The organism is Bradyrhizobium sp. Kon58 (assembly GCF_055807455.1).
This window is the reverse complement of record NZ_JBVVOT010000031.1, coordinates 33,031-46,338: the sequence shown is the minus strand read 5'-3', so window position 1 is coordinate 46,338 and position 13,308 is coordinate 33,031. Positions and strand designations below refer to the sequence as shown.

12 protein-coding genes are annotated in these 13,308 nt (G+C 63.3%); 7 read left to right on the top strand and 5 right to left on the bottom strand.

Going from position 1 to position 13,308, the window contains the following annotated elements; all coding sequences use genetic code 11:
* Together AC0L20_RS32850 and AC0L20_RS32845 are read right to left on the bottom strand one after the other, a co-directional pair.
* The gene (locus tag AC0L20_RS32850; RefSeq protein WP_473294684.1) at positions 1–1,290 is read right to left on the bottom strand and encodes an acyl-CoA dehydrogenase family protein; all 1,290 of its coding nucleotides are present in this window, start codon (positions 1,288–1,290) and stop codon (positions 1–3) included.
* Positions 1,291–1,302: 12 nt separating this feature from the next.
* Entirely contained in the window at positions 1,303–2,100 is a 798-nt protein-coding gene (locus AC0L20_RS32845; RefSeq protein ID WP_473294683.1) for an alpha/beta fold hydrolase, read from the bottom strand.
* A gap of 213 nt (positions 2,101–2,313) precedes the next feature.
* On the opposite strand from AC0L20_RS32845, the gene AC0L20_RS32840 reads away from it, so the two are divergent.
* From AC0L20_RS32840 to AC0L20_RS32825, 4 genes are all read left to right on the top strand, one after another.
* Positions 2,314–3,075: an SDR family NAD(P)-dependent oxidoreductase gene (locus tag AC0L20_RS32840; protein ID WP_473294682.1), complete on the top strand. Its 762-nt coding sequence runs from the start codon at positions 2,314–2,316 to the stop codon at positions 3,073–3,075.
* 43 nt (positions 3,076–3,118) lie between these two features.
* Positions 3,119–3,955 carry an enoyl-CoA hydratase family protein gene (locus tag AC0L20_RS32835; RefSeq protein WP_473294681.1) on the top strand — a complete coding sequence of 279 codons (837 nt, stop codon included), beginning with the start codon at positions 3,119–3,121 and terminating at the stop codon, positions 3,953–3,955.
* A gap of 95 nt (positions 3,956–4,050) precedes the next feature.
* Positions 4,051–6,402: a bifunctional salicylyl-CoA 5-hydroxylase/oxidoreductase gene (locus AC0L20_RS32830; protein ID WP_473294680.1), complete on the top strand. Its 2,352-nt coding sequence runs from the start codon at positions 4,051–4,053 to the stop codon at positions 6,400–6,402.
* A gap of 55 nt (positions 6,403–6,457) precedes the next feature.
* A complete protein-coding gene (locus AC0L20_RS32825; RefSeq protein WP_473294679.1) occupies positions 6,458–7,708 on the top strand; it encodes a flavin-dependent oxidoreductase in 1,251 nt (416 codons plus the stop codon).
* A 9-nt stretch (positions 7,709–7,717) separates the two neighbouring features.
* Here AC0L20_RS32825 and AC0L20_RS32820 read toward each other — a convergent pair whose 3' ends face one another.
* Together AC0L20_RS32820 and AC0L20_RS32815 are read right to left on the bottom strand one after the other, a co-directional pair.
* Entirely contained in the window at positions 7,718–8,173 is a 456-nt protein-coding gene (locus AC0L20_RS32820; protein WP_007601580.1) for a cupin domain-containing protein, read from the bottom strand.
* A gap of 29 nt (positions 8,174–8,202) precedes the next feature.
* Entirely contained in the window at positions 8,203–9,378 is a 1,176-nt protein-coding gene (locus AC0L20_RS32815; RefSeq protein ID WP_473294678.1) for an ABC transporter substrate-binding protein, read from the bottom strand.
* Positions 9,379–9,654: 276 nt separating this feature from the next.
* Between AC0L20_RS32815 and AC0L20_RS32810 the strand changes: the two genes are divergently transcribed.
* From AC0L20_RS32810 to AC0L20_RS32800, 3 genes are all read left to right on the top strand, one after another.
* Positions 9,655–10,146 carry a MarR family winged helix-turn-helix transcriptional regulator gene (locus AC0L20_RS32810; protein ID WP_156527288.1) on the top strand — a complete coding sequence of 164 codons (492 nt, stop codon included), beginning with the start codon at positions 9,655–9,657 and terminating at the stop codon, positions 10,144–10,146.
* 146 nt (positions 10,147–10,292) lie between these two features.
* A complete protein-coding gene (locus tag AC0L20_RS32805; protein ID WP_473294677.1) occupies positions 10,293–11,984 on the top strand; it encodes a benzoate-CoA ligase family protein in 1,692 nt (563 codons plus the stop codon).
* A 21-nt stretch (positions 11,985–12,005) separates the two neighbouring features.
* A complete protein-coding gene (locus AC0L20_RS32800; RefSeq protein WP_473294676.1) occupies positions 12,006–12,464 on the top strand; it encodes a RidA family protein in 459 nt (152 codons plus the stop codon).
* Between the two features lie 46 nt (positions 12,465–12,510).
* Here the strand turns inward: AC0L20_RS32800 and AC0L20_RS32795 are convergent, their stop codons facing one another.
* Positions 12,511–13,239: a CBS domain-containing protein gene (locus AC0L20_RS32795; RefSeq protein WP_473294675.1), complete on the bottom strand. Its 729-nt coding sequence runs from the start codon at positions 13,237–13,239 to the stop codon at positions 12,511–12,513.
* Positions 13,240–13,308 lie beyond the last annotated feature (69 nt).

The window sequence follows — 13,308 nt, the reverse complement described above, 5'->3', positions numbered from 1 at the left end:
TCAGTCGTCCGTTTCGCCGGCCTCGTACAGCGCCTCGCGCCCGATCCGGTCGAGGCAGAGCTCGGCTGTCCAGGGCAGCATCAGCGAGCCGCAGCGGCTATCGCGATAGATGCGCTCGAGCGGCAACGAGCGCAGCATGGCCTGTCCGCCGCAGGTGCGGATCGCGAGCGCGGCGAGCTCATTGGCGCCCTCCATCACAGAATATTGCGCGGCATAGGCGCGCAGCACCTGCTCCTTGCTCGGGTTGGCGCGCGCCTCGGTGACGGCCTGGAACCAGATCGCCTTGATCTGCTCGAGCTTGATCTGCATCTGCGCGACCGCAATCTGCTTGGTCGGATACATCCTGCGCTTGACCGGCGGCATGCCCGGCACTTCGCCGCGCAGATATCGCACGGTGAAGTCATAGGCGGCCTGAGCAAGGCCCATATAGGTCGGCGACAGCGTAAGGAACATGTGCGGCCAGCGCATCGCGGCCTGGAAATAGACGCCGCGCGGCATCAGCGCCGAATCTGCCGGCACGAACACGTCCTTGAACAGCAGCGTGCGCGAGACCGTTCCGCGCATGCCGAGCGGATCCCAGTCGCCGACGACCGAAACGCCTGCCGATTTTGCGGGGATGGCGAGGTAAAGCGTATTGCGGCGCGAAGCCTTCTCGCCTTCCTCGATCTCCGTGCAGAGAACGCCGTAATAGTCGGCATGGCCGGAGAGTGATGCAAAGATCTTCTTGCCGTTGACGATCCAGCCACCCTCGACCGGCCTTGCTTCCGTGCCGAAAGCGACGCCGCCTGCCGCTGCCGCACCGCCCTCCGAGAAAGGCTGCGAATAGATCGCGCCGTCCTCGACGATACGCTTGTAGTGGACTGCACGCCGCTGCTCGTGCTCGGCACGGGTCTCTGCATCCATGTCGAGATCGTCGGCGAGCGGGCCCGACCACAGCGTCGAACAGACATGCATGTTCCAGGTGAGCGCAGTCGCGCCGCAATAGCGGCCGATTTCGGCTGCCGCCAGTGCGTAGGTTTGATAATTCGCGCCGAGTCCGCCATGCTTCTTGGGCACGGCAATACCAAGCAGGCCGACGCGATGCAGGTCGCGATAATTCTCGGACGGGAAGATCGCCTCGCGATCGTAGGTCGCGGCGCGGCCGGCGAATACGCTCTGGCCGATCTCGCGCGCCCGCGCGATGATGCCGGCCTGCTCGTCGCTCAGTCGGAATGCAACGGGATCGAAGATCGGCGCATCCAGCGCAACCTTGTCGGTCGCGCCGATGGTCTTGCTGACTTGCATGGTCATCGCGCAGTCATCCTACGTGTTGGTCGCGACGGAATTCAGGAACCGGCCGAGCGCCTCGTTAAAGGCATCGGGACGCTCCAGGTTGGCGAGATGGCCGACACCGGCCAACTCGACATACTCGGCAGATGGAATGTAGGTCGCCGTCTTCGCCATCATCGGCGCTGGCGCGTTGTTGTCCTTGGAGCCGGACAGCAGCAGCGTCGGTATGGAAATATCCTTGAGGGTGCTGCGTTGGTCGAAGCCGATCAAGGCCAGCATCATGGCGCGATAGCTCGCCTCGGGCACACTTGCCATGCACTCGCGTGCAAGCTCCATTCCCCTGGGATCAGGATCGTCGCCCACCAGTTCCTTCACCAGAGAGGGCGCCAGCGACTTCATCGTTTCGCCGCGATCGAGCGGCCCGAGCCGTGCGGCGATAAACGATTTCTGCCAATCGCCGTCGGCCTTGCCGAACGCCGGGCTGGTCTGCGCCAGCACGATCGCGCGCGCCAGTTTTGGGGAGTGCACCAGCCATTTCTGGACGATCATGCCGCCGATGGAATGGCCGACCAGAATCGGCCTGCTCGCACCAAGCTGCTCGATGAATCGCTGAAGCGCATCCGCCAGGGCAGCGATGCTGACGCTGGCGAGCGGCGCCGATCCGCCATAGCCGGGCATGTCCCATGCAATCGCGTGGAAGCGGTCGCCGAATGTCGCAAGCTGCTGCAGCCAGGCCCGTGCCGCACCGCCGATGCCATGCAGGAAAATCAGAGGTGTCCCGCCCGGATCGCCCGCTGCTTCATAGGCGAAGCGGCCGTCCTTTGTTATCATTGGCGCAGGCTGCGACACGCGACATCCTTTTGCTTGGCCCTTCGATGCTAACAGGCCTGTGAGGGATGGGAAGAGATAATTTTATACTTAAAGCAATTTTCGGGCCGGTCTTCGGCGTGCCGCCTTTCGCGGGGTCGCGTCGAGCTTTGTTTGCAAAAGTTTGAAGGTTAAAATATATCGAGAGGGCGATCAGCAGAATGCAAGGAAGCCAGCATGTCCGGATTACCGCATTCGCCGCACGCGCTGGTGACCGGTGGCGGTCGCGGCATCGGTCGCGCCATCGCAGCAGCGCTCGTCGAGGCCGGTGCCACGGTGACCGTCCTTGGGCGGAACGCTGCGATGCTTGAACAGGCCGTCAGCGCAGGCGCCGCGCATTTTGCGGCCGTCGCCGACGTCTCGGACGAAACCTCATTGAAAGCCGCCATCGCTCAAGCAAGTGCGCGGCAGCCGATCGATATCCTGATCGCCAACGCGGGAAGCGCCGAGTCCGCGCCGTTCTCCAAATCCGACAGTGCCCTGTTCGCGCGCATGATGGATGTCAATTTCATGGGCGTGGTCCATGCTGTCAGCGCTGTGCTGCCCGGGATGAAGGATCGTCCCTATGGCCGTATCGTCGCGATCGCGTCGACAGCGGGGCTCAAGGGATATGCCTATGTCAGCGCCTACACCGCGGCCAAGCATGCTGTGGTCGGTCTCGTGCGTTCCCTTGCCATTGAAATGGCTGGCAGCAACGTGACCGTCAACGCGGTGTGCCCCGGTTTCACCGACACGGATCTGGTCGCCGGCAGCATCGAGAGCATCATGAAAAAGACGGGCCGTAGCCGCGAGCAGGCCGTTGCCGAGCTCGCGAAGCATAATCCGCAGGGGCGGTTGATCTCTCCTCAGCAGGTCGCGGATGCCGTGGTGTGGCTGTGCGGCGAGGGCGCCGGCGCAATCACCGGGCAGGCGATCGCTGTTGCCGGTGGTGAGATTTAGCGCGCATGGCACCGGCACGGAACAAGAAAGCCAAGGAGATCGTATGAGCAGACCAGCCAATCCCGTGACCTTACCGCTTGCGGACTATTCGCCGCAGCACTTCCTGCTGGCCGTGGTCGATGGTGTTGCAACCGTGACGCTCAATCGTCCGGAACGGAAGAATCCGCTGACCTTCGAGAGCTATCGCGAACTCACTGATTTCTTTCGCGCCTGCGCGTTCGACGATGCGGTCAAGTCCATCGTCGTGACCGGCGCTGGTGCCAATTTCTCGTCCGGCGGCGATGTGTTCGAGATCATCGGTCCGCTCGTGAAGATGGACACCAAGGGGCTGACGGCGTTTACGCGGATGACCGGCGACCTCGTCAAGGCGATGCGGGCCTGCCCGCAGCCGATCGTTGCCGCGGTTGAAGGCATCTGCGCCGGGGCGGGCGCGATCATTGCCATGGCGTCGGACATGCGGCTTGCGGCGAGCGGGACCAAGGTCGCATTCCTCTTCAACAAGGTGGGCCTTGCCGGTTGTGACATGGGCGCCTGCGCGATCCTGCCGCGGATCATCGGACAGTCCCGCGCTTCCGAGTTGCTCTACACTGGCCGGTTCATGACCGCGGAGGAGGGCGAGCGCTGGGGCTTCTTCAGCCGCCTCGTCACCCCGGAGCAGGTGTTGCCCCAGGCGCAGCTACTGGCCAAGCAGATTGCTGAGGGACCGACCTTCGCCAACACCATGACCAAACGGATGCTGGCCATGGAATGGGCGATGTCGGTGGAGGAGGCGATCGAGGCGGAAGCCGTTGCTCAGGCGCTGTGCATGACGACGGCCGATTTTGAACGGGCCTTCGAGGCCTTTGCCAACAAGGTCAAGCCGGTCTTCAGGGGCGATTAAACGGGGGCTTTGCCGGCAGCCTGCCGCAATGGGGACTTGCGCGAGATTATTTTAGGCTTAAAATAGTTTGGCCGGGTTGAATTGGCGAGGCTCCCATGAAAGTCGCGATCATCGGTGGCGGACCTGCGGGTCTCTACGCTGCAATCCTGCTGAAGAAGCAGCGGCCGAGCGCTGAGATCGCGGTGTACGAGCGCAACCGCGCCGACGACACCTTCGGCTTCGGCGTGGTGTTCTCGGACGCCACCCTCGATAATTTCGAGAAGCACGATCTTCCGAGCTATCGCCGCATCACCCAGGAATTCGCCTACTGGGATGACATCGCCGTGCACTTCCGCGGAACGGTCCATCGCGTCGGCGGCAACGGCTTTTGTGGCTGCTCGCGGCAGAAGCTGCTCCTGATCCTCCAGGCGCGCGCGCGCGAACTGGGGGTGGTCCTGAATTTCGAAGCGGACGTCGAGGACGAATCCCGCTTCGCGGACGCCGATCTGATCCTGGTCGCGGACGGCATCAACAGCCGTTTTCGCGACAAATACGTCGATTATTTCGCGCCGGAAGTCGATCTCCGTGCCAACAAGTTCGCCTGGATGGGCTCGACCAGGCCGCTGGATGCCTTCACCTTCATCTTCCAGGAGACGGAGTGGGGGCCGTTCATCGCTCATGCCTATCAATATGAAGCCGGCCACTCGACTTGGATTTTCGAGACCGATCCCGACACGTTCGAACGCGCCGGGCTGACAGGGCTGAACGAGACCCAGTCGGCTACGCGAATGGCCGAGATCTTCGGCTGGTTCCTCGGTGGGCATCAACTGCTCACCAATCGTTCGACGTGGCGCAATTTCCCGATGATCCGCAGCAAGCGCTGGGTCAAGGACAACATGGTTCTGCTCGGCGACGCCAAGGCGAGCGCGCATTTCTCGATCGGCTCGGGCACCAAACTTGCGATGGAAGACGCGATTGCGCTGGCTGACGCCATGGAGAAGGCGCCCAGCATCAAGGTGGCGCTGGACTTCTATGAGCACGGCCGCCGCGAAGAGGTCGAGAAGACGCAGCACGCCGCCGACGTCTCGCTGGTCTGGTTCGAGCATGTCGACCGCTTCTGGGATTTCGATCCCGTGCAGTTCGCCTTTGGCGTGATGACGCGCTCGAAGGCGATCACCTATGACAATCTGAAGCTTCGCGCCCCTGACTTCGTGGCGGAGGTCGAAAGATCGTTTGCCAAGCGTGTTCGTGACAGCGGTTTCGACGTGGACACCGAGAAGCCGATGGTGCCGCTGTTCCAGCCCTTCCGGCTGCGCGAGATGGAGATCGCCAATCGCGCCGTGGTGTCGCCGATGTGCATGTATTCGGCGAAGGAGGGCGTGCCGACCGATTTCCATCTGGTGCATTACGGATCGCGCGCGATCGGTGGTGCCGGCCTGATCTTCACGGAGATGACCTGCGTTGCCCGCGACGCCCGCATCACGCCCGGCTGCACAGGACTGTGGAACGACGAGCAGGAGGCGTCCTGGCAACGCATCGTTGATTTCGTCCATGCCAATTCAGCCGCAAAAATCTGCCTGCAGCTGGGGCACGCCGGGCGCAAGGGTGCGACCAAGCTGATGTGGGAGGGCATGGACCGTCCGCTCGAGGAGGGCGGCTGGGAGGTGTGTTCTGCGTCGCCGCTGCCCTATTTCCCCGACAGCCAGGTTCCGCGCGAGCTCGATCGCGCCGGCATGAATGCAGTGAAGGACGCTTTCGTCGCGGCGGCCGAGCGCGGCGAGCGCTGTGGCTTCGACATGCTCGAACTGCACTGCGCCCACGGCTATCTGCTTGCGAGCTTCATCTCGCCGCTGACGAACACCCGGACGGATGAGTATGGCGGCTCGCTCGAAAACCGTTTGCGCTTCCCGCTCGAAATCTTTGAGGCGCTGCGGACCGTATGGCCGTCGCACAAGCCGATGTCGGTGCGCATTTCTGCGACCGACTGGGCCGAGGGTGGCATCGGCGGCGACGATGCGGTGGCGATCGCGCGGGCTTTTGCCGAAGCCGGCGTCGATCTCGTCGACGTCTCGACCGGGCAGACCGTGCGCGATGCGCAGCCGATCTATGGGCGCATGTTCCAGACGCCGTTCTCCGATCAGGTCCGCAACGAGGCGCGCGTGGCCACCATGTGCGTCGGCAACATCACGACGGCGGACCAGGCCAACACCATCCTGGCTGCCGGCCGGGCGGACCTCGTCGCGCTCGGGCGGCCGCATCTGGTCGATCCCTCCTTCACCATGCGGGCGGCAGCCTGGTACGGGGCGGACGACGCGTTCTGCCCGCCGCAATATCTTCCCGGAAAAGATCAGATTTTCCGCAACAGCGTGCGCGACCGGCAGGATCTCGAGGAGCTGAGAATTAAGGCTAAGCCCAAGACCCGGGCCGAGCTCAAGGCGGAGGCGACAAAGCCGCTTGCGGCCGAGTGACCGCCCGTGCGACTTTGGCCGCATTGCCTGGTGTGTACCGAGTGGAGTGAGGGCGATGAAGGCGATTATCGTCGGTGGCGGTATCGGTGGTCTCACCACCGCATTGATGCTGCGTTCGCGGGGCCTCGCTTGCGAGATTTTCGAGCAGTCCGACACTATCCGCGAGCTTGGCGTTGGCATCAACACGCTGCCCCATGCCATGCGCGAGTTGGCAGGCCTCGGTCTGCTCCAACAGCTTGACGATGTCGCGATCCGCACCGACCAGCTCTATTACCTCAACCGTCACGGCCAGGAAGTCTGGCGCGAGGCCCGCGGCATCGACGCCGGCCACGATGTGCCGCAATTCTCGATCCATCGCGGTCGCCTTCAAGGCGTCATCCATCGGGCCGTCGATGAGCGGCTCGGGCCGGAGGCCATCCATACCGGCTGCCGCCTCGGCGCCTTCACGCAGGACGAGGGCGGCGTCACCGCTTACTTCTTCGATCGCGCTGGCGTGCACATCCATACCGCGCGCGGCGACATCCTGATCGGTGCCGACGGCATCCATTCGCGGGTCCGTGACACGCTGTTCCCGAGCGAGGGGCCGCCGTGCTGGAATGGCCTGATGCTGTGGCGCGGTGCGCGGGATTGGCCGCTATTCCTCACCGGCAAGTCGATGATCGTTGCCGGCGGGCTCAACGCCAAGGTGGTGATCTATCCCATCGCGGAGGGGTCAAGCCCGGCGAGCCGTCTCACCAACTGGGCGGTGCTGGTGAAGGTCGGCGAGGGCAATGCCCCGCCGCCACGCAAGGAAGACTGGTCCCGGCCGGGCCGTCGCGAGGAGCTGATGCCGCATGTGGCGCGCTTCTCGGTGCCTTACGTTGACGTGAAGAGCCTGATCTCGGCCACGCCCGAGTTCTACGAATATCCGACCTGCGACCGCGATCCGTTGCCCTATTGGTCGTCGGGCAGAGTCACGCTGCTCGGCGATGCCGCGCATCCGATGTATCCGGTTGGCTCCAACGGCGCTTCGCAGGCCATCCTCGATGCGCGCTGCCTTGCCGACGCGCTGGTGCGCGCCGAGCATCCGCGCCAGGCGCTGCTTGAATACGAGAAGAAGCGGCTGCCCATGACCGCGGACATCGTCCGCTCCAACCGGCGCGGCGGCCCCGAGGGCGTCATCGACGCCGTCGAGCAGCTCGCGCCTGATGGTTTTGACAATGTCGACAACGTGCTGAGCTATTCTCAGCGCGAGGCGATCGTGCGCGGCTATGCCACCAAGGCCGGCTTCGCCGCAGTGCCGGGACTTGCGGCGGTGAGGGCGTGAATTGCGCTGCTAGCCGCCGGGAGGCGGCGGCAGGAAGTGGATGTTGAACTCGGCGGCCATCGCCACCACGTCCTCGGGCTTCTGTTCTTTCATGTTGTGAAGGCCCCAGAACAGGTCGAACAGCTTGCGGGTCGGTGACACCCAGAACAGCACCTTCGCGGTCTGCTCCGATTTGTTGAAGATGCCGTGCGGCACGCCCATGCCGAGCCGAATCAGGTCGCCTGCGGTCGCCTGCGACTCGGAATTGCCGAGCATGAAATCGAGCTTGCCCTCCAGCATGTAGAGGTACTCATCCTGGTCGGGATGAATGTGCGGCGGTACGAACGTGCCCGGCGGCAGCGTCGCATGCCAGGAGAAGCTGTGTTCTGTGTTGCTCTTCGGCACATAGGTCTGGCCGAGGATGTTCCAGGAGATGCCCTGGATCCCCTCATTGGCGCGCGTGATGCCGGTGATTTCGCTTTTCATTGTGATCCTCCCTCGACGCGACGTGCGGCTTAGTTCGCCGCCTTGCAGTCCTTGGCGTAGCGGTCGCCGTAATTCTCAAAGACCTTCTGGACGATCTCGGTCTGGAACTTGCCGTCCGTGCGCTTGGCGACCTTGGTCAGGTAGAAATCCTGGATCGGATAACCATTGGTGTTGAACTTGAAGGCGCCGCGCAGCGAGGTGAAGTCGGCCTTTTTCAGAGCGGCCGCAACCGCGTCCTTATTGGAGAGGTCGCCCTTCACGGCCTTGACGGCGCTGTCGATCAGCATCGCGGCATCATACGCCTGGAACGCGTAGGTGCCGGGCACGCCGTTATAGGCGGCCTCGTAGGCGGCGACGAACTTCTTGTTCTGGGGATTGTCGAGATTGGGCGCCCAGTTCGCGCCGCCGAACATGCCGACCGCCGCGTCCTGCTGCGCCGGCAACGTCGATTCATCCACCGTGAAAGCCGAGAGCACCGGAATGCTGTCGGCGAGGCCAGCCTGCCTGTATTGCTTGACGAGATTGACGCCGAGGCCGCCGGGCATGAACGTGAAGAGCGCATCCGGCTTCTGCGATGAAATCTTGGAAAGCTCCGGCTGGAAGTCCAGCGTGTTGAGCGGCATGTAGGATTCTTCGACGATCTCGCCCTTGTAGTCGAGCTTGAAGCCCGCCACCGAGTCCTTGCCGGCCTGATAATTCGGCACCATCAGGTACATGCGCTTGTAGCCGCGATCCTGCGCGACCTTGCCGAGGATCTCGTGCACCTGATCGTTCTGATACGAGGTCACATAGAAGAACGGATTGCAGTCCTTGCCGGCAAAAGTGGACGGGCCGGCATTGGGGCTGATCAGGAAGGTTTTTGATTCCGTGACCGGCCGGTGGATCGCCTGGAGGATGTTGGAGAAGATCGGGCCGACCACGAAGTCGACCTTGTCGCGCTCCAGTAGGCCCTTGACCTTGGTGACCGCTGCGTCCGGCTTCAACTCGTCGTCGACCACGACGACCTCGACATCGCGGCCGCCCATCTTGCCGCCGAGATCCTTCATCCCGAGCGCAAAGCCGTCGCGAACCTGTTGGCCGAGCGCGGCGGCGGGTCCCGAGAGGGTCACGATCACACCCAGCTTGATTTTCTCCTGGGCGAGGGAAGGGCTCACCGCGGTGCCAAGCAGCAAGGCGGCTGCGGCCAACGTCATTTGCGTCTTCATGATCTGTCCCCCGTGACAACAGGACTTGCGCTGCAAGCCGCTACTTCAATCCAAGTTTATGCCGATGATTGCTGCCGCGGCAAGCTAAGCTCAACTCGTCATCCTGCGGGTCGCGGTGCATGCAAGCGGCGCGCCAATTATTTGAAGCCTAAAGAAATCGGGATGCGGTCGATTGTTACGGCTTTAGGCTTGCAGCCGGCTGCAATTTATTTGAAGCTCAAAATGTTGGGAATCCGTGCCGGGCGCCAATGCTAGGCCGTGAGTGACTGCATCAACATGCTCGATTCCGAGACCAAGGCCGTCGAAACTCCGGAGGATCACGCCGAAGAGCTTCGGCTGTGGCTGCGCCTCTTGACCTGCACGACGCTGATCGAGGGCGAGGTCCGTGGCCGGTTGCGGCAGCGCTTCGACGTCACATTGCCCCGTTTCGACCTGATGGCGCAGCTCGACAAGGCACCCGACGGCATGACGCTGTCCGACGTCTCCAAGCGCATGATGGTGTCCAACGGCAACGTCACCGGCCTCGTCGAGCGCCTGGTGGAATCCGGTCATCTCGACCGCCGCACGTCGGAGACGGACCGCCGCGTCCAGGTGATCCGGCTGACCAAACTCGGTCGCGCCGAGTTTCGCAGAATGGCCGCGGAACACGAGACCTGGATCGCCGATCTCTTCGCCGACCTGACGCCGAAGGATGTGCGCGAATTGATGCGGCTGCTCGCCAAGACCAAGGCATCGGCGCAGAAATCGGCTGCTCGCCGCCGGGCCTAGGTCCGCGGCCGAGGCACCCACCAATCCCGTTTGCCGCCGGAAAAAGCATGGGATGCCCAAAATCCGCTATTGCGCGAAATTGCTTTAAGCCTAAAATGTTTTCGAGTGAGTGCTGCCGGGTGCTTTCCTGCTGAAAGGAGCGTGCGATGGCCAACGCTGCCAAGGTTCAAGTCTCGGGCTCGCATGACGACGACGCCGCGACAGCCCATGTCGATACGTTCGCGCGGCAGCATCTTCCGCCAGCCGAGCTCTGGCCGGAATTCGTCTTCACGCGGCCGGAGCTGCAATATCCGCCCCGCCTCAACTGCGTCAGCTATTTCCTCGACCGCTGGGTCGAGCAGGGACATGGCGACGCTCCTTGCGTGATCAGCCCCGCCGTCAGCTACACCTATCGTGAGCTGCAAACGGTCGTGAACCGCATCGCCAATGTGCTGGTCGGCAAGCTTGGTCTCGTCACCGGCGGGCGCGTGCTGCTTCGCTCGGCCAACAATCCGATGATGGTCGCGACCTATCTGGCGGTGATCAAGGCCGGTGGCATCGTCGTGGCGACGATGCCGCTGTTGCGCGCCAAGGAGCTGTCCTATCCGATCCAGAAGGCGGAGATCACGCTCGCGCTCTGCGACGGCAAGCTCGCCGACGAAATGGAAAAGGCGAAAGCTGCGGCCCCCGGCCTCAAGCGCGTGGTCTATTGGGGCAATGGCGTCGGTGACTCGCTCGAGGCGCTGATGGGGGATGCAAGTCCGGAGTTCAAAGCTGTCGATACCGCCTCCGACGATGTCTGCCTGATCGCCTTCACGTCGGGCACGACCGGCGATCCCAAGGGCACCATGCATTTCCACCGTGACATGCTGGCGGTCTGCGATGGCTATGCGCGCAACATCCTGCGCGCGGAGCAGAAGGACCGCTTCGTCGGCTCGGCACCGCTCGCCTTCACGTTCGGTTTCGGCGGCGTGCTGTTTCCGATGCACATCGGTGCCTCCTTCGTCGTTCTGGAGAAGACGGCGCCCGACGACATTCTGAATGCGATCGAACGGTATAAGACGACGGTCTGTTTCACCGCCCCGACTGCGTACCGGGCGATGATCGGCAAGCTTCCGGGCCGCGATATTTCCTCGCTTCGCAAATGCGTGTCCGCCGGCGAGACGCTGCCCAAGCCGACATTCGATGCCTGGCTGAAGGCGACCGGCATCAAGCTGATGGACGGCATCGGCTCGACCGAGCTGCTGCATATCTTCATCAGCGCGACCGAGGACGAGATCCGCCCGGGTGCGACGGGCAAGCCGGTGCCGGGATATGAGGCGAAGATTGTCGACGAGTCCGGCAATGACGTTCCGCCGGGCACGATGGGACGGCTCGCGGTACGCGGGCCAACCGGATGCCGCTATCTCGCCGACGAGCGGCAGCGCAAATACGTCCAGAACGGCTGGAACATCACCGGCGACACCTATCTGATGGATAGCGACGGCTATTTCTGGTACCAGTCGCGCTCGGACGACATGATCGTGTCGGCCGGCTACAACATCGCAGGCACGGACGTCGAGGCGGCGCTGCTCACGCATCCCGCCGTCGTCGAGTGCGGGGTCGTCGGCGCGCCGGACGAGGCGCGCGGCATGATCGTGAAGGCCTACGTCGTTGCCGCGCCGGGCGTAACGCCGAATGCGGAACTCGTGGCCGCGTTGCAGGAGCATGTCAAACGCGAGATCGCGCCGTACAAATATCCGCGCGCGATCGAGTTCGTGATGCAACTACCGAAGACCGAGACCGGCAAACTAAAGCGCTTTGCCCTGCGGCAACTGGCGCAGACCGCGGTGACGTCCTCCGGCGTCGCGGCGGAATGAGAGAAGGATAGAGAATTGTCCGTGACGACGCCGAAAAGCCCGCAGCTCGCGGTGCTGCCGACAGCAGCCCAGGACGAAACCCGCGCCACGGCGCAGGTGCTGCAGCCGTCCGGTTGGCCGGTGCCGAAAGGTTATGCCAATGGCATGGCGGCCGAGGGACGCATCGTCGTCACCGGCGGCGTCATCGGCTGGGATGCCGAGGAGCGTCTCGCGGACGGTTTTGTCGCGCAAGTGCGCCAGACCCTGAGCAACATCGCCGCGATCCTCGCGGAGGCCGGTGCGCAGCCCGAGCATCTGGTGCGCCTGACCTGGTACGTCGTCGACATGGAGGAGTACCTGACGAACCTGAAAGAGCTCGGCAAGGCCTACCGCGCCATTTTCGGCGCGCATTACCCGGCGATGGCGCTGGTTCAGGTCGTCCGCCTCGTCGAGAAGGCGGCGCGCGTCGAAATCGAAGCCACCGCCGTCATTCCGCGCTGAACTGCGATCGGCGCGCGCTCAGCTTGCCTTGGTCAGCTTGCCTTGGTCAGCTTGCTTTGGCGAGGTCATCGTCCTCGGGCGAGTTCAGATATATTCCTGACATGGTGTCGACCCAGCAGAGATGGTCATGCACCTTCTTCACGCCGGTGACGTTCTCCGCTGCGACGACCGCGGCCTGTCGCGCGCGCTCTTCGGTGATGACGCCGCTGAGATGAACGATGCCGTCGCGGACGATGACGTTCAGCCCGAACGGGCACCAGTCGTTCTTTTCCATGGTATCGATGATGCGGCTGCGAATGTGATCGTCGTCCGCGGTCGGGTCGGGTACGTCCCGGGCGAGGTCCGCCACCGCCTGGAGCAGGTTCGCGCGCGACACGATGCCGACGATCTTGTCGCCGCGGATCACCGGCAGACGCTTCACATTGTTCCGTTCCATGAGGTCGACGATCTCGGCAAGTGCCGTATCCTCGGTGATGGTCACCGGTGAAGAGGTCATCACCTCCGAGACCTTGCGGCCGTGCTCGTGGACGAAGTCGCTGGCCGATTTGCCGGATCCGAGAATGAACCGCAGCCAGCGCCCGCGTTTGCGTCCCGTTCCGATTTCGCTGCGGCGGATGAAGTCGCCTTCCGAGACCACACCAACCAGCTTGCCGGCATCGTCCACGACCGTGAGACCGCTGACATGCCGCTTCAGCATGATGTTTGCCGCCTCGACGATGCTGGTGTCTGGGGTAACCGAGATGACCGACCGGGTCATGATCTGATGGGCGCGCATGCCGGACTCCGCTGGCTTGTCGAATGTCGATGCGCGGAGCCTAGCTCTGGCCTCGTGCTGCGGCTTGAT

Coding starts and splice junctions, on each gene's coding strand:
- AC0L20_RS32820 (WP_007601580.1), bottom strand. CDS start 8,173: ATGAAAAGCGAAATCACCGGCATCACGCGCGCCAATGAGGGGATCCAG.
- AC0L20_RS32795 (WP_473294675.1), bottom strand. CDS start 13,239: ATGCGCGCCCATCAGATCATGACCCGGTCGGTCATCTCGGTTACCCCA.
- AC0L20_RS32830 (WP_473294680.1), top strand. CDS start 4,051: ATGAAAGTCGCGATCATCGGTGGCGGACCTGCGGGTCTCTACGCTGCA.
- AC0L20_RS32850 (WP_473294684.1), bottom strand. CDS start 1,290: ATGACCATGCAAGTCAGCAAGACCATCGGCGCGACCGACAAGGTTGCG.
- AC0L20_RS32845 (WP_473294683.1), bottom strand. CDS start 2,100: ATGATAACAAAGGACGGCCGCTTCGCCTATGAAGCAGCGGGCGATCCG.
- AC0L20_RS32810 (WP_156527288.1), top strand. CDS start 9,655: ATGCTCGATTCCGAGACCAAGGCCGTCGAAACTCCGGAGGATCACGCC.
- AC0L20_RS32805 (WP_473294677.1), top strand. CDS start 10,293: ATGGCCAACGCTGCCAAGGTTCAAGTCTCGGGCTCGCATGACGACGAC.
- AC0L20_RS32835 (WP_473294681.1), top strand. CDS start 3,119: ATGAGCAGACCAGCCAATCCCGTGACCTTACCGCTTGCGGACTATTCG.
- AC0L20_RS32840 (WP_473294682.1), top strand. CDS start 2,314: ATGTCCGGATTACCGCATTCGCCGCACGCGCTGGTGACCGGTGGCGGT.
- AC0L20_RS32825 (WP_473294679.1), top strand. CDS start 6,458: ATGAAGGCGATTATCGTCGGTGGCGGTATCGGTGGTCTCACCACCGCA.
- AC0L20_RS32815 (WP_473294678.1), bottom strand. CDS start 9,378: ATGAAGACGCAAATGACGTTGGCCGCAGCCGCCTTGCTGCTTGGCACC.